This is a genomic window from Streptomyces sp. NBC_00510 (assembly GCA_036013505.1).
Taxonomy (GTDB): Bacteria; Actinomycetota; Actinomycetes; order Streptomycetales; family Streptomycetaceae; genus Actinacidiphila.
Genome location: CP107851.1, coordinates 7,847,433 through 7,870,441, shown reverse-complemented (window position 1 = coordinate 7,870,441; position 23,009 = coordinate 7,847,433). Strand labels below are relative to the sequence as shown.

12 protein-coding genes and 3 rRNA genes are annotated in these 23,009 nt (G+C 69.8%); 5 read left to right on the top strand and 10 right to left on the bottom strand.

The features are described from left to right. Nucleotides 1-67: 67 nt before the first annotated feature. From OG937_35585 to OG937_35565, 5 genes are all read right to left on the bottom strand, one after another. Nucleotides 68-2,563, bottom strand: a complete 2,496-nt coding sequence (locus OG937_35585) for a mannose-1-phosphate guanyltransferase (protein ID WUD76636.1) — start codon at nt 2,561-2,563, stop codon at nt 68-70. Nucleotides 2,564-2,704: 141 nt separating this feature from the next. Next, a complete protein-coding gene (locus tag OG937_35580) occupies nt 2,705-3,313 on the bottom strand; it encodes a CDP-alcohol phosphatidyltransferase family protein (protein ID WUD76635.1) in 609 nt (202 codons plus the stop codon). Nucleotides 3,314-3,428: 115 nt separating this feature from the next. Continuing rightward, nucleotides 3,429-3,545, bottom strand: a 5S ribosomal RNA gene (rrf, locus tag OG937_35575). Between the two features lie 66 nt (nt 3,546-3,611). Next, nucleotides 3,612-6,733: ribosomal RNA gene (locus tag OG937_35570) — 23S ribosomal RNA — on the bottom strand. Between the two features lie 293 nt (nt 6,734-7,026). Beyond that, a 16S ribosomal RNA gene (locus OG937_35565) occupies nt 7,027-8,545 on the bottom strand. The 16S, 23S and 5S rRNA genes sit together here, the layout of an rRNA operon. Before the next feature lie 498 nt (nt 8,546-9,043). Here OG937_35565 and OG937_35560 point away from each other — a divergent pair. Beyond that, nucleotides 9,044-9,493 (top strand): PTS glucose transporter subunit IIA, encoded by a 450-nt coding sequence (locus tag OG937_35560; protein ID WUD76634.1) that lies wholly within the window; start codon nt 9,044-9,046, stop codon nt 9,491-9,493. Nucleotides 9,494-9,573: 80 nt separating this feature from the next. Next, nucleotides 9,574-11,244 carry a phosphoenolpyruvate--protein phosphotransferase gene (gene ptsP, locus OG937_35555; protein WUD76633.1) on the top strand — a complete coding sequence of 557 codons (1,671 nt, stop codon included), beginning with the start codon at nt 9,574-9,576 and terminating at the stop codon, nt 11,242-11,244. Nucleotides 11,245-11,317: 73 nt separating this feature from the next. On the opposite strand, the gene OG937_35550 is transcribed toward ptsP, so the two are convergent. Continuing rightward, nucleotides 11,318-12,250: a hypothetical protein gene (locus OG937_35550; protein ID WUD76632.1), complete on the bottom strand. Its 933-nt coding sequence runs from the start codon at nt 12,248-12,250 to the stop codon at nt 11,318-11,320. A gap of 31 nt (nt 12,251-12,281) precedes the next feature. Beyond that, the gene (locus OG937_35545; protein ID WUD76631.1) at nt 12,282-13,631 is read right to left on the bottom strand and encodes an MFS transporter; all 1,350 of its coding nucleotides are present in this window, start codon (nt 13,629-13,631) and stop codon (nt 12,282-12,284) included. 41 nt (nt 13,632-13,672) lie between these two features. On the opposite strand from OG937_35545, the gene OG937_35540 reads away from it, so the two are divergent. Beyond that, nucleotides 13,673-14,998: an aminotransferase class I/II-fold pyridoxal phosphate-dependent enzyme gene (locus OG937_35540; GenBank protein WUD76630.1), complete on the top strand. Its 1,326-nt coding sequence runs from the start codon at nt 13,673-13,675 to the stop codon at nt 14,996-14,998. 34 nt (nt 14,999-15,032) lie between these two features. Here OG937_35540 and OG937_35535 read toward each other — a convergent pair whose 3' ends face one another. Further along, complete coding sequence (locus OG937_35535) at nt 15,033-17,048, bottom strand: acetoacetate--CoA ligase (GenBank protein ID WUD76629.1); 2,016 nt, start codon at nt 17,046-17,048, stop codon at nt 15,033-15,035. Between the two features lie 220 nt (nt 17,049-17,268). On the opposite strand from OG937_35535, the gene OG937_35530 reads away from it, so the two are divergent. Next, nucleotides 17,269-19,623, top strand: coding sequence for a glycoside hydrolase family 31 protein (locus tag OG937_35530; protein ID WUD76628.1), 2,355 nt, complete (start codon nt 17,269-17,271; stop codon nt 19,621-19,623). Between the two features lie 49 nt (nt 19,624-19,672). Here the strand turns inward: OG937_35530 and OG937_35525 are convergent, their stop codons facing one another. Beyond that, complete coding sequence (locus tag OG937_35525; protein ID WUD76627.1) at nt 19,673-20,182, bottom strand: NUDIX domain-containing protein; 510 nt, start codon at nt 20,180-20,182, stop codon at nt 19,673-19,675. Between the two features lie 118 nt (nt 20,183-20,300). Here OG937_35525 and OG937_35520 point away from each other — a divergent pair, with 118 nt between their 5' ends. Continuing rightward, a complete protein-coding gene (locus OG937_35520) occupies nt 20,301-21,746 on the top strand; it encodes a VWA domain-containing protein (GenBank protein ID WUD76626.1) in 1,446 nt (481 codons plus the stop codon). Here OG937_35520 and OG937_35515 read toward each other — a convergent pair. Continuing rightward, on the bottom strand, nt 21,677-22,984 hold the full coding sequence (locus OG937_35515; protein WUD76625.1) for an adenylosuccinate synthetase: 1,308 nt from the start codon (nt 22,982-22,984) through the stop codon (nt 21,677-21,679). The two genes, OG937_35520 and OG937_35515, sit on opposite strands and share 70 nt — an antisense overlap. Between the last annotated feature and the right edge of the window lie 25 nt (nt 22,985-23,009).

The following is a 23,009-nucleotide window of genomic DNA, read 5'->3' as shown; positions in this document are numbered from 1 at the left end:
AACGGGCCCCTCCCGACGCGCCGTTCGTCGCGTCGGGAGGGGCCCGTGAGCCGGTGCCGGAGCGGGATCAGCGGCCGGCGCTGTCCACGATCGACGACCACTCGTCGAGCAGTGCCTGCGCGGAGGCGTCGTCCGGCCCCTCCGCCCACACGTGCGTGACCGCCTCGGCCGGGTCGGGCAGCACCATCACCCAGCGGCCGTCCGCCTCGACCACGCGCACGCCGTCGGTGGTGTCGACGTTGCGGTCGCCCGCCTCCTCGACCACCCGGCGCATGACCAGGCCCTTGACCGCCCACGGCGTCGCCAGGTCCCGCTTGAGGACGTGGGCACGCGGGATGCGGGCGTCGATCTGGCTCAGGGTGAGCTGGGTACGGGCCACCAGGCCGATCAGCCGCACGAAGGCCGCGGCGCCGTCGAAGACGCTGCTGAACTCCGGGATGATGATGCCGCCCTTGCCGTCACCGCCGAAAATGGTCGTGTCCTGCCGGCCGACCCGGGTGAGGTCGTCGGGCGAGGTCGTCGTCCAGTCCACCTGCGTCCCGTGGTACGCCGCGACCTGTTCGGCGATGCGGGTCGTCGTCACGGGGAGCGCCACCCGGCCGCTGCGCCGCTCGGCGGCGACCAGGTCGAGCATGACCAGCAGCGCCCGGTCGTCCTCGATGATCTTGCCGCGCTCGTCCACCAGCGACAGCCGCTCCCCGACCGGGTCGAAGCGCACGCCGAAGGCCGCCCGCGAGGAGGCGACGATCTCCCCGAGCCGGACCAGGCCCGCACGCCGGCCGTCGGCCGTCTCGGTGGGCCTGGCCTCGTTGAGGCCGGGGTTGATCGTCAGCGAGTCCACCCCGAGCCGGCCGAGGAGGCTGGGCAGGACGAGGCCCGCGCTGCCGTTCGCGGCGTCGACCACGACCTTCAGCCCGGCGTCGGCGATGCCCGAGGTGTCCACGGCCCGCAGCAGCGCGCCCGTGTAGGAGTCGAAGACGCTCGCCGGGAAGTTCAGGTCGCCGATCTCGCCGGGGAACGCACGGCGGTACTCCTGACGCGCGAACACGCGGTCCAGCTTGCGCTGCCCCGCCGCCGACAGGTCGGCGCCGCGTTCGTCGAAGAACATGATGTCCACCGAGTCGGGGATGCCCGGACTCGTGCGGATCATGATGCCGCCGGCGCTGCCGCGCGCGGTCTGCTGCCGCGCCACGGGCATCGGCACGTTCTCCAGGTCCCGCACGTCGATCGCGCTGGCCTGGAGCGCAGAGATCACCGCACGCTTCAGCGCACGGGCACCACGGGAGTGGTCACGGGCGGTGGTGACGGTCGCGCCCTTCTTGAGCGTCGTCGCGTACGCGCCCGCGAGGCGCACGGCGAGCTCCGGGGTGATCTCCACGTTCAGGATGCCGGAGACGCCGCGCGCGCCGAACAGGTTCGCCTGGCCCCGGGACTCCCAGATCACCGACGTGTTCACGAAGGCGCCGGCCTCGATGGTCTTGAACGGGTACACCCGGACGTCGCCCGCGATGATCGACTCCTCGCCGATCAGGCACTCGTCGCCGATGACCGCTCCGTCGTCGATCCGCGCCGCGCGCATGACGTCGGTGTTCTTGCCGATGACGCAGCCGCGCAGGTTGGTCTGCGGCCCGATGTAGACGTTGTCGTGGACGACGGCCTTGTGCAGGAAGGCACCGGACTTCACGACGACGTTGGAGCCGATCACCGTGTGCTCGCGCAGCTCGGCCCCGGCCTCGACCTTGGCGTAGTCACCGACGTACAGGGGACCACGCAGCGTCGCGTCCGGGTGCACCTCCGCGCCCTCGGCGACCCAGACGCCGGGCGAGATCTCGAAGCCCTCGAGGTCGACGTCGACCTTGCCCTCCAGGACGTCGGCCTGCGCCTTGATGTAGCTCTCGTGGGTGCCGACGTCCTCCCAGTAGCCCTCGGCGATGTAGCCGTAGACGGGCTTGCCTTCCTTCATCAACTGCGGGAAGACGTCACCGGACCAGTCCACCGAGACGTCGGGCTCGACGTAGTCGAAGACCTCCGGCTCCATGACGTAGATGCCGGTGTTCACCGTGTCCGAGAAGACCTGGCCCCAGGTCGGCTTCTCGAGGAAGCGCTCGACCTTGCCCTCCTCGTCGACGATGGTGATCCCGAACTCCAGGGGATTGGGCACCCGGGTCAGGCAGACCGTGACCAGCGCGCCTTTTTCCTTGTGGAAGTTGATCAGCTCGGTCAGGTCGAAATCGGTCAGTGCGTCACCGGAGATCACCAGGAACGAATCGTCCTTGAGTGCGTCCTCGGCGTTCTTGACGCTGCCGGCGGTGCCGAGTGGCTTCTCCTCGTTCGCGTAGGTGAGATCCATGCCGAGTTCCTCGCCGTCACCGAAGTAGTTCTTGACGAGCGAGGCGAGGAACTGCACGGTCACCACGGTCTCGGTCAGACCGTGCCGCTTGAGCAGCTTGAGCACGTGCTGCATGATCGGCTGATTCACGACCGGCAGCAGCGGCTTGGGCATGCTCGAGGTCATCGGGCGAAGGCGTGTGCCTTCGCCGCCGGCCATCACGACGGCCTTCATGTCGGAAGCGTCCTCCTCAAAGAGACGACTGTCTTGCCGACGTCACCCGTGCTCTCTCTCACGCGGACCGTCGCGGTCCCCCGGACCGCCGGTCACGCGCGGGGTACCCGGCCGGAGGGCTCTCCTGCCGGGTACGCGGGCTCAATCGGCCGTGGCGTCCGCCCTGACGAGTCGGCGGACCTGGACCACGTAGAGGATCCCTGCCCACCAATACAGCGTTGTACCCCATCCGGCGAACGCCCATCCGAAAATAGCAGCGAGCGTGTTCAGCCACCCGTCGCCGTCGCTCAGCAGCAGCAACGGGAAGGCGTACATGAGGTTGAAGGTGGCGGCCTTGCCCATGAAGTTGACCTGCGGCGGACCCCAGCCGTGCCGGCGCATGACCAGGATCATCACGCCCATGACGGCGTCCCGGGCCACCAGGATGGCCGTCAGCCACCACGGTAGGATCCCGCGCCACGTGAGGCCGATGATCGTGGAGACGATGTACAGCCGGTCCGCGGCCGGGTCCAGCACCCTGCCGAGGCTGCTGATCTGGTTCCAGCGGCGCGCGAGCTTCCCGTCCAGGTAGTCGCTGACGCCGCTGAGGGCGAGCACGAGCAGTGCCCAGCCGTCGACCTTCGGACCGCCGAACTCGGGCCACAGGATGAGCCACAGGAACACGGGCACGCCCAACAGCCGTGCCATGCTCAGGATGTTGGGGATCGTGAAGACGCGATCCGTCTGCACCCTTGTCTCCTGGACCTCCACCGGGGGCCCCTTCTCTTGAACGTACGCTCGGATGATTCCACCCGACCTTACCTCAGGGCATGAAAAAGCCCGCCGCCGGGCCTCTGAAGAGGCTCCGGCGACGGGCTCAATAATTGTTCGGCGGCGTCCTACTCTCCCACAGGGTCCCCCCTGCAGTACCATCGGCGCTGAAAGGCTTAGCTTCCGGGTTCGAAATGTAACCGGGCGTTTCCCTAACGCTATAACCACCGAAACACTATGAAACTATACGAACCAACGGTTCGTTGTTTCAGAACTACACAGTGGACGCGAGCAACCTATGGACAAGCCCTCGGCTTATTAGTACCGGTCAGCTCCACCCATTACTGGGCTTCCACATCCGGCCTATCAACCCAGTCGTCTACTGGGAGCCTTAACCCCTCAAGGGGGTGGGAGTCCTCATCTCGAAGCAGGCTTCCCGCTTAGATGCTTTCAGCGGTTATCCCTCCCGAACGTAGCCAACCAGCCATGCCCTTGGCAGAACAACTGGCACACCAGAGGTTCGTCCGTCCCGGTCCTCTCGTACTAGGGACAGCCCTTCTCAAGACTCCTACGCGCACAGCGGATAGGGACCGAACTGTCTCACGACGTTCTAAACCCAGCTCGCGTACCGCTTTAATGGGCGAACAGCCCAACCCTTGGGACCGACTCCAGCCCCAGGATGCGACGAGCCGACATCGAGGTGCCAAACCATCCCGTCGATATGGACTCTTGGGGAAGATCAGCCTGTTATCCCCGGGGTACCTTTTATCCGTTGAGCGACGGCGCTTCCACAAGCCACCGCCGGATCACTAGTCCCTACTTTCGTACCTGCTCGACCCGTCAGTCTCACAGTCAAGCTCCCTTGTGCACTTACACTCAACACCTGATTGCCAACCAGGCTGAGGGAACCTTTGGGCGCCTCCGTTACTCTTTAGGAGGCAACCGCCCCAGTTAAACTACCCACCAGACACTGTCCCTGATCCGGATCACGGACCGAGGTTAGACATCCAGCACGACCAGAGTGGTATTTCAACGACGACTCCACAATGGCTGGCGCCATCGCTTCACAGTCTCCCACCTATCCTACACAAGCCGAACCGAACACCAATATCAAGCTGTAGTAAAGGTCCCGGGGTCTTTCCGTCCTGCTGCGCGAAACGAGCATCTTTACTCGTAGTGCAATTTCACCGGGCCTGTGGTTGAGACAGTCGAGAAGTCGTTACGCCATTCGTGCAGGTCGGAACTTACCCGACAAGGAATTTCGCTACCTTAGGATGGTTATAGTTACCACCGCCGTTTACTGGCGCTTAAGTTCTCAGCTTCGCCCCACCGAAATGGAGCTAACCGGTCCCCTTAACGTTCCAGCACCGGGCAGGCGTCAGTCCGTATACATCGCCTTACGGCTTCGCACGGACCTGTGTTTTTAGTAAACAGTCGCTTCTCGCTGGTCTCTGCGGCCACCACCAGCTCAGGGAGCAAGTCCCCTCACCAGCAATGGCCCCCTTCTCCCGAAGTTACGGGGGCATTTTGCCGAGTTCCTTAACCACAGTTCACCCGAACGCCTCGGTATTCTCTACCTGACCACCTGAGTCGGTTTAGGGTACGGGCCGCCATGAAACTCGCTAGAGGCTTTTCTCGACAGCATAGGATCATCCACTTCACCACAATCGGCTCGGCATCAGGTCTCAGCCTCAATGAGTGGCGGATTTGCCTACCACTCGGCCTACACCCTTACCCCGGGACAACCACCGCCCGGGCTGGACTACCTTCCTGCGTCACCCCATCGCTCACCTACTACTGGATAGGTTCAGCGGCTCCACCACTCCCCATCACTCCGAAGAGATCAAGGGCGGCTTCACGGCCTTAGCATCACCAGATTCAGCGCTGGCGCTTCAAAGCGGGTACCGGAATATCAACCGGTTGTCCATCGACTACGCCTGTCGGCCTCGCCTTAGGTCCCGACTTACCCTGGGCAGATCAGCTTGACCCAGGAACCCTTAGTCAATCGGCGCAAGAGTTTCCCACTCTTGTATCGCTACTCATGCCTGCATTCTCACTCGTGAACCGTCCACGACTCCCTTACAGGGCCGCTTCACCCGGCACACGACGCTCCCCTACCCATCACAGCCTCCGTTGGGAGTATTGCTGCAATGACACGACTTCGGCGGTACGCTTGAGCCCCGCTACATTGTCGGCGCGGAATCACTTGACCAGTGAGCTATTACGCACTCTTTCAAGGGTGGCTGCTTCTAAGCCAACCTCCTGGTTGTCTGTGCGACTCCACATCCTTTCCCACTTAGCGTACGCTTAGGGGCCTTAGTCGATGCTCTGGGCTGTTTCCCTCTCGACCACGGAGCTTATCCCCCGCAGTCTCACTGCCGCGCTCTCACTTACCGGCATTCGGAGTTTGGCTAAGGTCAGTAACCCGGTAGGGCCCATCGCCTATCCAGTGCTCTACCTCCGGCAAGAAACACACGACGCTGCACCTAAATGCATTTCGGGGAGAACCAGCTATCACGGAGTTTGATTGGCCTTTCACCCCTAACCACAGGTCATCCCCCAGGTTTTCAACCCTGGTGGGTTCGGTCCTCCACGCGGTCTTACCCACGCTTCAACCTGCCCATGGCTAGATCACTCCGCTTCGGGTCTTGGGCATGCGACTAAAATCGCCCTATTCGGACTCGCTTTCGCTACGGCTACCCCACACGGGTTAACCTCGCCACACACCGCAAACTCGCAGGCTCATTCTTCAAAAGGCACGCAGTCACGACATACAAGCAAGCTTGCATGCGACGCTCCCACGGCTTGTAGGCACACGGTTTCAGGTACTATTTCACTCCGCTCCCGCGGTACTTTTCACCATTCCCTCACGGTACTATCCGCTATCGGTCACCAGGGAATATTTAGGCTTAGCGGGTGGTCCCGCCAGATTCACACGGGATTTCTCGGGCCCCGTGCTACTTGGGTGTCGTACAAGCAAGCCGCTAATGTTTCAGCTACGGGGGTCTTACCCTCTACGCCGGACCTTTCGCATGTCCTTCGCCTACATCAACGGTTTCTGACTCGCCCAGCCGCCGGCAGACGACTGAAGTACGATCCCACAACCCCACATGCGCAACCCCTGCCGGGTATCACACGCATACGGTTTGGCCTCATCCGGTTTCGCTCGCCACTACTCCCGGAATCACGGTTGTTTTCTCTTCCTGCGGGTACTGAGATGTTTCACTTCCCCGCGTTCCCTCCACACTGCCTATGTGTTCAGCAGCGGGTGACAGCCCATGACGACTGCCGGGTTTCCCCATTCGGACACCCCCGGATCAAAGCTTGGTTGACAGCTCCCCGGGGCCTATCGTGGCCTCCCACGTCCTTCATCGGTTCCTGGTGCCAAGGCATCCACCGTGCGCCCTTAAAAACTTGGCCACAGATGCTCGCGTCCACTATGCAGTTCTCAAACAACGACCCGTCACCCAACTCCACCCACTACCAGCAGGATTCATCGAGTCCGGTCCACAACCGAGAACACTTCCGTGCCCTCAGGACCCAACAGCGCGCCCGACCCGACCAGTTGACGATGTGCGTTCCACGCCGAAGCAGTACTAACACTCACAACCAGCCGTGCCGAATAGTCAACGTTCCACCCATGAGCTAACCACCGCCGGACATTCGCCGGCGAAGTGGCTCTGGACCTCCGAAGAGGCCTAGATGCTCCTTAGAAAGGAGGTGATCCAGCCGCACCTTCCGGTACGGCTACCTTGTTACGACTTCGTCCCAATCGCCAGTCCCACCTTCGACGACTCCCTCCCACAAGGGGTTGGGCCACCGGCTTCGGGTGTTACCGACTTTCGTGACGTGACGGGCGGTGTGTACAAGGCCCGGGAACGTATTCACCGCAGCACTGCTGATCTGCGATTACTAGCGACTCCGACTTCATGGGGTCGAGTTGCAGACCCCAATCCGAACTGAGACCGGCTTTTTGAGATTCGCTCCACCTCGCGGTATCGCAGCTCATTGTACCGGCCATTGTAGCACGTGTGCAGCCCAAGACATAAGGGGCATGATGACTTGACGTCGTCCCCACCTTCCTCCGAGTTGACCCCGGCGGTCTCCTGTGAGTCCCCGGCATAATCCGCTGGCAACACAGGACAGGGGTTGCGCTCGTTGCGGGACTTAACCCAACATCTCACGACACGAGCTGACGACAGCCATGCACCACCTGTACACCGACCACAAGGGGGCACCCATCTCTGGGTGTTTCCGGTGTATGTCAAGCCTTGGTAAGGTTCTTCGCGTTGCGTCGAATTAAGCCACATGCTCCGCCGCTTGTGCGGGCCCCCGTCAATTCCTTTGAGTTTTAGCCTTGCGGCCGTACTCCCCAGGCGGGGAACTTAATGCGTTAGCTGCGGCACGGACGACGTGGAATGTCGCCCACACCTAGTTCCCAACGTTTACGGCGTGGACTACCAGGGTATCTAATCCTGTTCGCTCCCCACGCTTTCGCTCCTCAGCGTCAGTATCGGCCCAGAGATCCGCCTTCGCCACCGGTGTTCCTCCTGATATCTGCGCATTTCACCGCTACACCAGGAATTCCGATCTCCCCTACCGAACTCTAGCCTGCCCGTATCGACTGCAGACCCGGGGTTAAGCCCCGGGCTTTCACAACCGACGTGACAAGCCGCCTACGAGCTCTTTACGCCCAATAATTCCGGACAACGCTCGCACCCTACGTATTACCGCGGCTGCTGGCACGTAGTTAGCCGGTGCTTCTTCTGCAGGTACCGTCACTTTCGCTTCTTCCCTGCTGAAAGAGGTTTACAACCCGAAGGCCGTCATCCCTCACGCGGCGTCGCTGCATCAGGCTTTCGCCCATTGTGCAATATTCCCCACTGCTGCCTCCCGTAGGAGTCTGGGCCGTGTCTCAGTCCCAGTGTGGCCGGTCGCCCTCTCAGGCCGGCTACCCGTCGTCGCCTTGGTAGGCCATTACCCCACCAACAAGCTGATAGGCCGCGGGCTCATCCTGCACCGCCGGAGCTTTCCACCAACCCCCATGCAGAGGAAGGTAATATCCGGTATTAGACCCCGTTTCCAGGGCTTGTCCCAGAGTGCAGGGCAGATTGCCCACGTGTTACTCACCCGTTCGCCACTGATCCACCCCGAAGGGCTTCACCGTTCGACTTGCATGTGTTAAGCACGCCGCCAGCGTTCGTCCTGAGCCAGGATCAAACTCTCCGTGAATGTCTTCACGAGAGCGGCACCATCGGGAGGAATAATCCCGACGTGCCCAGCGTCCTCGCTGTGTTTTTACAAAGGAACCTCGTCCGAGATGGACGGGGTATCAACATATCTGGCGTTGACTTTTGGCACGCTGTTGAGTTCTCAAGGAACGGAAGCTTCCTTCGAGACCGTTTCACCGGCCCCTCCGGGCTTTCCCTTCGTTGTCACCAGCTTATCAGACTCTTTCGGGCCCGATTCCCGCCGGCGGGGATTTCCTGCTTTTGCGTTTCTGCCTTTCGGCTTTCGCGCTCCCCGACTTTAGCAGATGCTTTACGTCGGATTTACCGCACCGCTGTGAGCACGCACGTCTCCGTGGCGTTCTCGTCGCGGGGGTTGACCCAACGTACTGGAGGCGCCCGGTCGGAGCAAATCGGGGGTGGCGTGCGGTGGCATGGTGTGCCGGGCCTCAAGGGGGTGGCAGACTTGAGTGGTCTGGACCACTTGCTTGGAGGCTTCATCATGACGACTGTCTCGTCGCCCCTGACCGGGCGCGTCATCGGTCTGGCCGCGGTGCCCGACCCCGTGTTCTCCGGTGCCATGGTGGGGCCCGGCACGGCGATCGACCCCGTGCGCGAGCCGTCGGTGGCCGTGTCGCCGGTGGACGGTGTGGTCGTGTCCCTGCACGCGCACGCGTTCGTCGTGGTGGACGCGGACGGGCACGGGGTGCTGACCCATCTCGGCATCGACACGGTGCAGCTGAACGGTGAGGGCTTCGAGGTGCTCGTCAACAAGGGCGACACCGTGGTGCGCGGCCAGGAGATGGTGCGCTGGGACCCCGCGGCGGTCGAGGCCGCCGGCAAGTCCCCGGTGTGCCCGGTGGTGGCCCTTGAGGCGGCGGCCGAGGCGCTGACCGGTCTGGTCGGGGACGGAGAGGTGACCGCCGGGGCCACGCTCTTCTCTTGGACGTAGCCTTTTCGGCAAGGCCACTCCCGACGCATACACACAGGCAACGCGGTCGCGAGCGTCCGCGACAACCGGAGACGGGTGAGATGGAGACAACGCTGCGAGGCGTCGGTGTCAGCCACGGCGTGGCGATCGGCGAGGTACGGCACATGGGGACCGCGGTTCTCGAGCCTCCGGCCAAGCAGATTCCGGCCGACGAGGCGCCGCGGGAGCAGGCCCGGGCACGTCAGGCGGTCGAGGCGGTGGCCAACGACCTGATCGCGCGCGGCAACCTGGCCGGCGGCGAGGCGCAGGCGGTGCTGGAGGCCCAGGCGCTGATGGCGCAGGACCCCGAGCTGATGGCCGACGTGGAGCGCCGTATCGCGGTGGGCAGCTCGGCGGAGCGCGCGGTGTACGACGCGTTCGCCTCCTACCGTGCGCTGCTCGCCAACGCGGGCGAGTACCTGGCGGGGCGCGTCGCGGACCTGGACGACGTCCGCAACCGGATCGTGGCGCGGCTGCTCGGGGTGCCGATGCCCGGCGTCCCGGACAGCGACGAGCCGTACGTGCTGATCGCGCGGGACCTGGCGCCGGCCGACACCGCGCTGCTGGACCCGTCGCTGGTGCTCGGCTTCGTGACCGAGGAGGGCGGGCCGACCAGCCACAGCGCGATCCTCGCGCGTGCGCTGGGGGTGCCCGCCGTGGTGGCGCTGCCGGGCGCCACGGAGCTGGCGGAGGGCACGGTCATCGCCGTGGACGGCAGCACCGGCGACATCTACGTCGACCCGGACAAGGACCGGCGGGCCGAGCTGGCGAAGGCCGCCGAGGAGCGCAGGGCGGCGCTCGCCGCGACCTCGGGGCCGGGTGCCACGTCGGACGGGCACAAGGTGCCGCTGCTGGCGAACGTCGGCGGTCCCGCGGACGTCGAGGCGGCCGTGAAGGCGGGCGCGGAGGGCGTGGGTCTGTTCCGCACGGAGTTCCTCTTCCTGGACGACTCCCGGAAGGCGCCGTCGGAGGAGAAGCAGGTCGAGGCGTACCGGCAGGTGCTGGAGGCCTTCCCCGAGGGCCGGGTCGTGGTCCGGGTGCTGGACGCGGGTGCCGACAAGCCGCTGGAGTTCCTGACGCCCGCGGACGAGCCGAACCCGGCGCTGGGCGTGCGGGGCCTGCGGACGCTGCTCGCCCACCCCGATGTGCTGCACACGCAGCTGCGGGCGCTCGCCAGGGCCGCCGAGGGCCTGCCGGTGTACCTCGAGGTCATGGCACCGATGGTGGCGGACCGCATCGACGCCAAGGCGTTCGCGGACGCGTGCCGGGAGGCCGGGCTGCACGCGAAGTTCGGCGCAATGGTGGAGATCCCGTCGGCGGCCCTGCGGGCACGGTCGATCCTGCAGGAGGTCGAGTTCCTCTCGCTGGGGACGAACGACCTGGCGCAGTACACCTTCGCCGCGGACCGGCAGGTCGGTTCGGTCTCGCGGCTGCAGGATCCGTGGCAGCCGGCGCTGCTGGACCTGGTGTCCGCGGCGGCCGAGGCCGCGCGGGCCGAGGGCAAGAGCTGCGGTGTGTGCGGTGAGGCGGCCTCCGATCCTCTGCTGGCGTGCGTGCTGACGGGTCTGGGTGTGACGAGCCTGTCGATGGGCGCGGCGTCGATCCCCTATGTGCGGGCGACGCTGGCGAAGTACACCCTGGCGCAGTGCGAGCGGGCGGCGGCGGCCGCCCGGGCGACCGACACGGCCGACGAGGCGCGGCGCGCGGCGCAGGCGGTGCTGTCCGGGGAGTGATGGCTTCCCGTCCTCCCGAGGGGCGCCCCACCGGTGGTGGGGCGCCCCTCGGCGTTCCCGGGCTCCGCCGTGCTCAGCCGTCCTCCGGCGGCGGGAGGACGAATCCCGGGCGGTGGACGACGCCGGGCTCCGGGGGTACGGGGTCGCCGGACTCGGCGTCGGTGCAGTAGGCGTTGAAGACCTGTGCCTCGGTGAGGGGTTGGAGCCAGCCGTCGCGCAGCGTCCAGCCGCGGACTTCGTCCGGGCGGTCGGGCGGGGGTTGGCCGGTGCCCGTGCCGCTGCGCAGGACGAGGCCGCCGGGGCTGTCCTCGGCGAGCCCGGCGGCGATGACGGTGCAGCAGACCAGGGCCTCGGCCTCGACGAGGTGGACCATGCCCTGCTCGTCGCAGCGGGCGTGCATGGCGGCGAGCAGTGTGGTGCCCTCGGCGGGCACGCTGCACACGAGGTGGTGGTGGCCGGGCCCCGCGGCTTCGAGGAGGCGCATCAGGGCCTGGGAGGCGCGGTCGAACGAGGTGCGGGCGAGGTCGTCGCCGCAGCCGGCGCAGTCCCCCGCGCGGGCCAGGATGCCGGAGGCCCGTTCCCAGGTGGCCTGGCGGCCCGCCTCGTACTCGAGCTCGGTGACGAGGTGTTCCAGGGGCTGTCCCGAGTAGGGGACGGTGGGGCCGGCCGTGGTGACGTCGGCGGCGTACCGCGTGCGGGAGCGTGAGCTGTCGGGGTCGTGGCCGGTGTCGGCGCAGTACTCGGCGTACTCGGCCGGGTCGAAGGGCCCGACGCGGACGTGGATGCCTCGGGAGGCGAGCGACCGCAGCAGGCCCTCGATCTGCCGCAGGTAGCTCGCGTGGTCGTCGAAGGTGAAACTGCGGTAGCCGCGCATGGCGTCGAAGTCGGCGGGGTCGGTGAGGACGGCGACGGTGGTCGGTGACTCGCGGCGCAGGGTGCGCCGGCCGGTCCTCGCGGTGCGGCGGGCGGGGCGGCTGCTCTGCTTGCGGTGCTTGGTGTGTGCCATGACGGCTCCCCCTCGGTACGGCGGTCAACTGTCACTCACCGTAATCGCCACCACTGACAGTGAGCGTCCCGCTGGGGACGGCGAGGGTCTTCGGGGCCGCGGCCCCGGGGCGTTCGGCGGCGTCCAGTCGGTCCAGGCGGCGGCGTACGAGGGTGCGCTGGCCGACGGAGACGGCGGCGAGTCCGGCGCCGAGGCCGAGCCAGCCGAGCGGGCCCGCGGCCATGACCGCGGAGGTGAGCAGCACCGGGCCGGCCGAGCGCTGGGCCGACTGCGCGAGTCCGTGGACGCCGAGGTAGGCGCCCTGGGACCGGCCGGGGGCGAGGGCGAGGGACAACTCCCAGGAGATCGCGGCGTGGACGATCTCCGCGGCGGTGAAGGCCGTGGCGGCGACGACGAGGGCGACCACGGCGGTCCCCGTCGAGTCCACGGCCGAGACGGCCATGGCGCCGCCCGCGACGAGGAAGGCGACGCCGAGCAGCGGCAGGGAGGCGGCGGCCCTGCGCGGCTCGTCCCCGAGGCGGCTGAGGCGGACCTGGAAGAGCACGACGAGGACGTTGTTGAGCACGAAGAGCAGGGCGACGAGGCTGCGCGGGGCGACGGTCGCGGTGGCGATCCACAGGGGCAGGCCGATGTTGAGCGCCGTGTCGTCGAGGAACAGCAGGGTCTCGGTGGCGGTGTAGGCGAGGTAGCCGCGGTCGCGCCAGGGGCTGGTGGCCGCTGTCTTCGTCCGGGGCGGTTCCCCGCCGGTGGCGGCGGGCGCGCCGGCCACCACGCGTGCGGGGGACGGCGGTTCGGCGCAGCGCAGGACGAGCAGGGCGGCGCCGGCGAAGGAGAGGGCGTCCCCGATGAGCATGGTGCGGTAGGCGGTGTCGGTGCCGATGGCCAGGGCGACGGCGGCGGCGAGGCCGCCGATGCCGAAGCCGATGTTGACCACGGTGCGCTGGAGGGCCTGGTAGCGGACGCGGTCCGGGCCGGCGACGCGTGCGGCGTACAACTTGGTGAGGACCGAGGCGGCGCGGTCGCCGAGGCTGCCGAGCGCGGCGATGGGCAGCAGGAGCCAGAGGGTGCCGGTGAGCAGGATGCCGACGGCGGCCGCGGCGCGCAGGGCGTGGACGGCCGGGAGCAGCCGGGTGAGCGGCACGCGGTCCGCGACCCGGCCCGCGACGGGGGTGCCCGCGATGCCCACGGCACCGGCGACGCCGAGCAGGAGGCCGATCTCGTGCGGGGCGAGTCCGGCGACGTAGGTGTAGTAGAGCGCCGAAGTGCCGTACCAGAGGCCGGATCCGGCCTTGTCGGTGAGGCTCACCCAGAGCATGCGGCGGCCGTCGCGGCCGCCCGGTACGAGGTCCTCGATGTCACTGCGGCTGCGAGGGAATCGCATGCACTGCCCCCTTGACCCAAAGTTTGTATTGATACATACTTATGAATGTGGCAGCACAATATGCGATCAGCGGTACGAGCGCCAAGGGCATTGCCGCGTCCGTCGAACGGGGCGTGACCGACGGGGCGTTGTCGCCCGGGGCCGCGCTCCCGCCGGTACGGACGCTGGCCGATCGCCTGGGAGTCAGTCCCGGCACGGTGGCGACCGCCTACAAGGAGCTCCGGCAGCGCGGGATCGTCGTCACGCGCGGACGCGGCGGCACCGTCGTCGCACAGGCGCCGGCCGTGGCGTCCAGGAGGCCGCCGAAGGTGCCCGCCGGACTGCGGGACCTGGCGGGCGGCCACCCGGACCCGGCGTTCCTGCCGGAGCTGCCGCCGTCGGTGCGGGTGACGCCCGGCGTGCGCTCGCACCGGTCGGCTCCGCGCCTTCCCGAGCTGGAGGAGCTGACCCGCGCGTGGTTCGACCGCGACGGGGTGCCGGCGGACGACGTGACGTTCGCGCACAGCGCGCTCGACTGCGTCGGGCGGCTGCTCTCCGTCGAACTGCGGCCCGGCGACGCGGTGGCGATGGAGGATCCGGGCTACCACCATCTGCTCGACCTGGTGCCCGCCCTGGGACTGCGCATGGTGCCGGTAGCGGTCGACGACGAGGGCATGCGGCCCGAGGCGCTGCGCGACGCGCTGCGGGCCGGGGCGCGGGCGGTGGTGTGCAGTCCGCGCTCCCAGAACCCGTACGGCGGGTGCTTCTCGCCGGAGCGGCGGGACGCGCTGCTCGGCGTGCTGCGGGAGGCGCCCGACGTCCTCGTGGTCGAGAACGACCACGCCGCGGAGATCGCGGGCGTGCCGCTGCACAGCCTGACCTCAGGGGGGCTGCCGCGCTGGGCGCAGGTGCGCACGGTCACCAAGTACCTGGGCACGGACCTGCGGTGGGCGGCCCTCGCCTGCGACCCGACGACGCTGGCGCGGCACGACGGGCGGCTGCTGCTGACCTCGGGGTGGATCAGTCATGTGCTGCAGGGGATGGCCGCGCGGCTGATGACGGACGCGGCGGCGCGGCTGCTGGTGGAGGCCGCACGGGACGCGTACGCGGAGCGGCGGGAGGCGCTCGTCGCGGAGCTGGGGGAGCGCGGGATCGCGGCGCACGGGGCGAGCGGGCTGAACGTGTGGGTGCCGGTGCGGGACGAGGCGGCGGTGGTGAACGGCCTGCGGTCGCGCGGGTGGTGGGTGGCGGCGGGGGCGAGGTTCCGGCTCGCGGCGGGGCCCGGGGTGCGCATCACGACCGCGGGGCTGCGGCCCGCGGAGGCGGCTGCCCTGGCCGCCGACTTCGCCGGCGTCCTGGGCGAGTTCGGCGCGACGTACGGGGGGTGAGGGCGGGCCGGGCCCGCCTCACCCCCGCGGGCGCTCAGCAGCGGGTGCGGGCCAGGTCCGCGTAGAACCTGAGCAGCCCCAGGTCGTCGACGGAGCCCGGGTTGACGGCCTTGTCCAGCGGCGTGCCCTGCAGCAGCTTCTTCACCGGGACCTCGATGCGCTTGCCGGTGAGGGTGTGCGGGATGCCGGGGACCGGGATGATCTCGTCGGGGACGTGGCGGGGGGAGAGCTGTTCACGGATGGTGCGCTTGACCTTGTCGCGGAGGGCGTCGTCGAGCACCGCGCCCTCGGCGAGCTGGACGAACAGCGGCATCCAGTAACCGCCGTCGGCCTGCTCGACGCCGATGACGAGCGACTCGCGGATCTCCGGGAGCCGTTCGACGGCCTCGTAGATGTCCGCGGAGCCCATGCGGACGCCCTGGCGGTTGAGGGTGGAGTCGGAACGGCCGTGGATGACCACCGTGCCGCGCGAGGTCAAGGTGATCCAGTCGCCGTGCCGCCAGACGCCCGGGAACATCTCGAAGTAACTGTCGTGGTAGCGGCTGCCGTCGGGGTCGTTCCAGAAGTGGATGGGCATCGACGGCATCGGGTTGGTGACGACCAGCTCGCCGACCTCGTCGGTGACCGGCTTGCCGTACGGGTCCCAAGCCTGCAGGTCGGTGCCGAGGCAGGGGGCCTGGAGCTCGCCGATGTACACCGGCAGGGTGGGGACGCCGCCCGCGAAGCAGCTGCACACGTCGGTGCCGCCGCTCACGGAGGCGATCCACAGGTCCTCCTTGACCTCGTCGTGGATCCAGCGGAAGCCGTCCGGCGGGAGCGGGGAGCCGGTGGTGGCCACGCACGTGACGGCCGACAGGTCGTGGTCGCGGCCGGGGTGGACGCCGGCCTTGCGGCAGGCGATGACGTACGCGGCGGAGGTGCCGAAGACGGTGGTTCCGGTGCGCTCGGCCACGCCCCACTGGGCGCCGGTGTCGGGGAAACCGGGGCTGCCGTCGTACAGGACGATCGTGGAGCCCGCGAGCAGACCGCCGACGAGGAAGTTCCACATCATCCAGCCGGTGGAGGTGTACCAGAAGAACCGGTCCCGCGGCCCGAGGTCGAGGTGGAGGCCGGTCTGCTTGAGGTGCTCCAGCAGGATGCCGCCCTGGGACTGGACGATGGCCTTGGGCAGGCCGGTGGTGCCGGAGGAGTAGAGCACCCACAGCGGGTGGTCGAAGGGGACCTGTTCGTACGCCGGCTCGGGGTCGCCGGAGACCAGGGACTCCCACTCCAGGGCGCCCTCGGGGACGGGCGTGCCCAGCAGCGGGATGTGCACGACGGCGCGCAGCGAGGGCAGTTCGGCACGCAGCTCGGCGACGACGTCGGTGCGGTCGTGCTCCTTTCCGCCGTAGCGGTAGCCGTCGACGGTGAACAGGACGACGGGCTCGACCTGCTGGAAGCGGTCCAGCACGCTGCGGGCGCCGAAGTCCGGGGCGCAGGAGGTCCACACGCCGCCGACGGCGGCGGTGGCGAGCAGGGCGACGACGGCCTGGGGGACGTTGGGCAGGTAGCCGCTGACCCGGTCGCCGGGGCGGACGCCGAGGGCGCGCAGCTCGTGGGCGAGGGAGGCGACCTGGCGGCGCAGCTCGGCCCAGCTGGTGGCGCCGATCTCGTGCCGCTCGTCGAGGTGGAGCAGGGCGGGCTCACCGGCCCGGGCTGCGTCGCCGGCGGGACGCAGGGCGTGCTCGGCGTAGTTGAGCGTGGCCCCGGGGAACCACTTCGCGCCCGGCATGGCGGCGTCCGCGAGGACGGTTTCGTACGGGGAGGAGAAGCGCACGTCGAACCACTCGACGACGGACCGCCAGAAGGTCCCGGGCTCGCGCACCGACCAGGCGTGCAGCGCGTGGTAGCCGGCGACGGGGTCGGCGGTGTCGGGGGCGGGCGCGCCGTGGTGCTCGGCGGCCCAGGCCTGGAAGCGCGTCACCTGGGCACCGGAGACTCGGTCCGGGCCGGGCTGCCACAGGGGCTGCTCGGTCGCCGGGTCGGCGGTGGGCTCAGGTGTGGTGCTCATGGGGCGGCTCCCGGACGGTACGCGACGCTGCGTGATGTGCGGCTGGACCCCGGCCGGGCGGAATGTCCCCGGTCGCGGCTGGGCAGGACGATGCCACGTGATCGTCTCCGGCGCCAGGGCACACCCCACACATTCGGGGGTGGAAGCATGTGCCGGGCCGCCAGGTGGAAGGTGGCCGGCCGGCGGCGGGGCGGGCGGGAACGGTGAAAGGGTGGGCCTTATGGATGCTCGGGACCTGGTGCGACAGGTACTGCAGGTCGGATCGGCGAACGGGCTGAGGGCGGTGCGCGCGGCGTGGCGCCGGCAACGCACCGACGCGCGGGACCTCCCGCGGCGGGGGCCGGAGCGGGCGCGGGTGCCGGGGTCCGCCGAGGGCGCGGATCCGCTGCCGGGCGGCGGGGTGGTCCGCTTCGCCCGGTCGACCCTGCGGGTGCGGGTCGCGGCGGGCGGCGCGGTGTTCTGCGGCTGGGACGGTGCCGAGCCGGAGCCGTCGTACGCGCTGGACGGCGGCTGCCCCGACGCCGACACCCGGGCGGTCATCGAGCCCGACAAGGACGGCTGGCGGGTGGTGTCGGAGCGGATCACGGTGCTGGTCTCCCGGCACGGGGCGGTGGAGTTCCGCACGCCGGGGGGCCTGCTGCTCCGTCGTGACCTGCCGCCGCGCTGGTGGGACCCGGTGAACGCGGCGGAGGGCACGGAACCGCGCTGGGTGCAGCGCTCGGAGACGCCGGCGGACGCGGACGTGTTCGGGCTCGGTGGGCGGGCCTCGGGGCCGCGGCTGGGCGAGGGCTCGTACCGGCTGTGGAACACCGACCCCGGCGGCGCCTTCGAGCCGGAGACCGATCCGCTGTACATCACCATGCCGCTGCAGCTGGTCGTCGCCGACGCGGGCAGCCATCTGGTCTTCCACGACAACACCTGGGACGGCCGGGTGACCCTGCGCGACGGCGAGGAGGGCGCGGGATCGGGCCACGACCGCCCCGGCGGCTGCGAGACGCGGATGGACGGCGGCCCGCTGCGCTACTGGGTGATCCCCGGCACGCCCGCGCGGATCCTGGCCTCCTGGACCGCGCTGACCGGCCGGCCCGCGCTGCCGCCGCGCTGGGCGCTGGGGTACCAGCACTCGCGGTGGGGCTTCGGCACGGCGGCGGAGGTGCGGCGGGTCGCGGCGGGTTACCGCGAGCGCGGACTGCCGCTGTCGGCGCTGCACCTGGACATCGACCACTACGACGGCCACCGGGTCTTCACCGTCGACCGCGAGCACTTCCCCGACCTGCCCGCGCTCGCCGAGGAGTTGCGCGGGCACGGGGTGCGCCTGGTGTCGATCGTGGACCCGGCGGTCAAGCTGGAGCCGGGCAACCCGGTCCACGACAGCGGGGCCGCGGCCGACGCCTTCGTGCGCGACGCGCAGGGGCGTCCGGTGCGCGGTGTGGTGTGGCCGGGCGACGCGGTCTTCCCCGACTTCACCGACCCTCGGGTGCGCAAGTGGTGGGGCGGGCTCTACGCGGAACGGCTCGCGCAGGGCTTCGCCGGGGTGTGGCACGACATGAACGAACCGGTGTCCTTCGCCGCGTTCGGCGACACCACCCTCCCCCGCTCCGCCCGGCACGCCCTGGAGGGCCGCGGCGGCGACCACCGCGAGGCGCACAACGTGTACGGGCTGACCATGGCCCGGGCCGGACACGAGGGGCTGCGCGAACTGCGCCCCGGCTCCCGGCCGTTCCTGTTCTCGCGTTCCGGCTGGGCGGGCATGCAGCGGTACGGCGGCACGTGGTCGGGCGACGTGTCGACGGGGTGGCCGGGGCTGCGTTCCTCGTTGTCGCTGGTGCTGGGGCTCGGCCTGTGCGGGGTGCCGTACTCGGGGCCGGACGTGGGCGGGTTCACCGGGAACCCGTCGCCGGAGCTGTACCTGCGCTGGTTCCAGATGGCCGCGTACTTCCCGTTCTTCCGCACGCACTCGGCGATCCACGCCGGTCACCGCGAGCCGTGGGGGTTCGGGCCGCGGGTGCTGGAGGCGGCCGGGGCGGCGATGCGCGGGCGGGAGCGGCTGATGCCGTACCTGTACACGCTGGCGCACACCGCGCGGCGTTCGGGCGCACCCTATGTGCGGCCGCTGTGGTGGGGCGATCCGGAGGACCGCAAGTTGCGTGCCTGCGGGGACGCCTTCCTGCTGGGGGACGCGCTCCTGGTGGCGCCGGTGCTGGAGCAGGGGGCGACGGAACGGGCGGTGCGGCTGCCGCGGGGCCTGTGGTACGACACCGCGACCGGGGAGGCGTACCAGGGGCCCGGGCAGGTGCTGTTGCCCGCGCCGCCGGAGCGCATCCCGGTGCTGGCCAGGGCCGGTGCCGTGGTGCCGGTGGCGGAGGAGGACGGCACCGTGACGCTGGAGGTGTGGACGCCCGCGCCCGGCCGCACCGGGGGCGGCATGCTGATCACCGACGCCGGGGACGGCTGGGCCGACCCGCGGGTGGAGCGCTTCGGCTCACGGGTGGCGGACGGCGAGGTCGTCGTCGAGCGTGAGGAGCACGACGAGGTGGGGTACCGGGTGCGGGTGCGCGGCACGGCGGTGCGGTAGCTGCCGTTCGGCAACGGCGGTGCAGTGGCGGCGGTTCGGTGACAGCGGTTCAGTAGCGGCCATCGAACCAGTTGCGCACCGCCTCGGTGTGCAGCGGGAAGGCCAGTTCCGCGGGGGCGAGGAGGAGTTCCCGGCCGTCGGTCTCGTCGGTGACGACGGCGGGCGGGAGGTCCTCGGCGGCACGCTCGGGCAGGAGGCCGAAGACCAGCAGGTGCCCGGTGTCGCCGCTGAGGGCGTCGGCGAGCCGTACCTCGCCCGCGGCCGCCTTGATGCCGGTCTCCTCGTCGAGTTCGCGCACCACGGCCTCCTGCCACGTCTCGCCGAGGTCCACGAAGCCGCCGGGAAGGGCGAGCAGTCCGCGCCGCGGCTCGATGGCCCGGCGCACGAGGAGCAGACCGGTGCCCTCCGGGGTGCGCACGGGCAGCAGGGCGACGGCGACCGGGAGCGGATTGCGGTACGTGATGCCACCGCAGGCCGCGCAGGTGCGCGGCCAGCCCGCGCCGGGGGGGAACTCCGTACCGCAGCAGGAGCAGTGGCTGTCCTTCTGACGAGTGGTCACGCGCGGACTGTAGCGGACCGCGTCCCGGGGGACCGGCCGGTTCCGTACGGGCTGCCCGGGCACGGGTGTCGTGCGGAGCCCTGTCCGTCGCGGCGGGTGAGAGGGCACACTGGCGTCCGTGACACCCGAATCCCTCGGAAAAGGCGCCAATCTGCCGGTTCCCGTGCCCGCCGTGCGGGCCGTGCTCGACTGGACCGCGGGTCCCGGCGTGCCCGACGTCGACGCCTCGGCGCTGCTGCTGAGCGGCGACGGGCGCGTGCGCTCGGACGCCGACCTCGTGTTCTACAACCAGCCCGCGCACGCCTCCGGCGCCGTGCGGCACGCCGGTAAGCAGGCGGGGCCCGGACAGGCCTCGGACACGCTCGACGTGGACCTGGCCCGTGTGGAGCCGGCGGTCGAACGGATCGTGCTGTGCGCCTCCGCGGACGGCGGCACCTTCGGTCAGGTGCCGGGGTTGCGGCTGCGGCTGCTGGACGCGCGCAACGGGGCCGAGATCGCGCGGTTCGACATGGGGGCGACGACGGAGACGGCGTTCCTCGGCGGTGAGCTGTACCGGCGCGAAGGGGTCTGGAAGTTCCGCGCCGTCGGGCAGGGCTGGAACTCCGGACTGGCCGGGCTCGCCACGGACTTCGGGATCACCGTGGACCCGCCGCAGCCGCCCGCGGCGCCGGCCGCACCGGCGCCTGCTCCGCCTCCCCCTGCGCCGCCGCAGTACCCGCGGCCCGCGCTGCCCGTGACGGTGCCCCCGCCGCCGCCCTTCCCGGCCGCGGACGCTCCCCCGCCGCCGGCCGTCCGGCTCACCAAGGGCGAGGAGCACCTTCCTCCCGACATGCGCAAGCGGCTCAGCCTGCGCAAGGAGCAGGTGGCCGTCAGCCTGCGCAAGCACGGCGCGACAGGTGTCGTGGCGCGGGTGATCCTCGTGCTGGACGCGTCGGGCTCGATGAGCGGCCTGTACGCGCGCGGGGTCGTCGCCGACGTGGTCGAGCGCATGGCGGCGGTCGCGGCGCAACTGGACGACGACGGCGAGATGCAGGCGTGGACCTTCGCCTCGCACCCGGCACGGCTGCCGGACCTGCGGATCGCGGAACTGCCGCTGTGGCTGCGGCTGCACGTCCGGGTGGGCGAGCTGAGCCTGTTCGGCCGGCCCAAGAAGCCCCGGCACGGACTGCAGCCGGGCCAGGTCGACATGCGGTTCGTCGGCATCCAGAACGAGGAGCAGAAGGTCATCGCCGAGGTCCGGGCGTTCGTGCGGGCGTACCCGACGGCGGCGCCGACGCTCGTGCTGTTCTTCTCCGACGGCGGTGTCTACCGCAACGCCCAGATCGAGCAGCAGTTGCGGGAGGCGGTGGAGGAGCCGGTGTTCTGGCAGTTCGTCGGCCTGGGCCGGGCCAACTACGGGGTGCTGGAGCGTTTCGACACCCTGCCGGGCCGGCGTGTGGACAACGTCGGGTTCTTCGCCGTGGACGACATCGCCACCGTGCCGGACGCGGAGCTCTACGACCGGCTCCTCTCGGAGTTCCCCTCCTGGATGACGGCCGCGCGGCAGGCCGGGATCCTGCGCTGAACCTCCCGTTTGTCGGCGGCCGTCGGGCCGTGGGACTCCAGGACGACCGGCGCGCCGAGCGCCTCCCCCACCGCCTCCGACCAGGCCGCCGGATCGGGGCCCGGCACGTCCCAGCGTGCCGGACGCGCCGTCAGCAGCCGTTCGGTGAGGGCGGCCCGGCGGCCGAGGTCCCCGGGCGGGGCGGTGGGCAGCCGCGTCTGCCCGGTGTCGTACGCGCGGACCAGCCGCAGCTGCGGGCAGCGGCGGGGCGCGTCGAGGTGGGTGACGGCGAGGGCGTCCACGCCGCCGCAGGCCTCGACGGCGTAGCGGTGGGCGACGGCGTCGAAGTGGCCGGTGCGGAAGGCGCCCTGCCAGGGGCCGTGGCCGTTGTGCGGTTCGGGCAGCAGCGGGGCGAGTTCGGGGTCCTCGGTGACGTGCGGTCCGGGGCCGTGGCGCGTGGTGTACGTCCGTACGACGCCGAGCCGGCGGGCCTCCTGACCGGCTTCCGCCAGCAGGGCCTCGGCGCCCGCGAACGTGGTCGTGGACCAGGTGGTGTAGGGGTGGAAACCGTGCCACTCGTCCAGGAGCACGCCCTGGGCGCCCTCGAGGACGACCGTGCCCTCGCGCAGGACGCGGGCGAGGTGGCCGTCGCCGGTGAGGGTGACGGCGCGGGCGAAGGCGGTGAAGGCGTCGGCGCAGTCCTCGGGCGGCGGGGCGGGCAGCCGGCGGCCGAACTCGTCGGCCAGGCGCTCGCGCAGCAGGCGCAGCTTGCGCAGCAGACGAGGGCGTGAAGCGCAGTCCCCCGCCGTGGGGGCGTCCTGCGGGTGGGCGAGGGCGTAGGCGGCGGTCTCGCCGATGCCCATGCCGCACGAACCGTGGCGGGCCGCGCCGCGGGCCTGCTCCCGCAGCCGGTTGGCGGCGGCGTGGTACGGGGTGGTGAGGCGGGCCGCGCGGTCGACGCTGAGCAGGGCGTACGGCGCGCGGACCCCGAGGGCGGCGAGGTGGTCGGCCTCGGCGGCCAGCGCGAGGGGGTCCACCAGCATGAAGCGGGACAGGTGGGTGGCAACGCCCTGGAGGGTGCCGGAGCCGAACTGGGCGAAGGTGTGGTGACGTCCGTCGGTGGTGACGACGTTGTGCGCCGCTTGGGCTCCGCCGTTGAAGCGGACCACCGCGCGGACCGGCCCGCTCGCGCAGAGCCGGTCCACGACGGTGCCCTTGCCGGCGTCGCCGTAGCCGAGGTCGACGACGATGGTGTGCACGGGGTCCTCCAGGATCCTCCGGGAA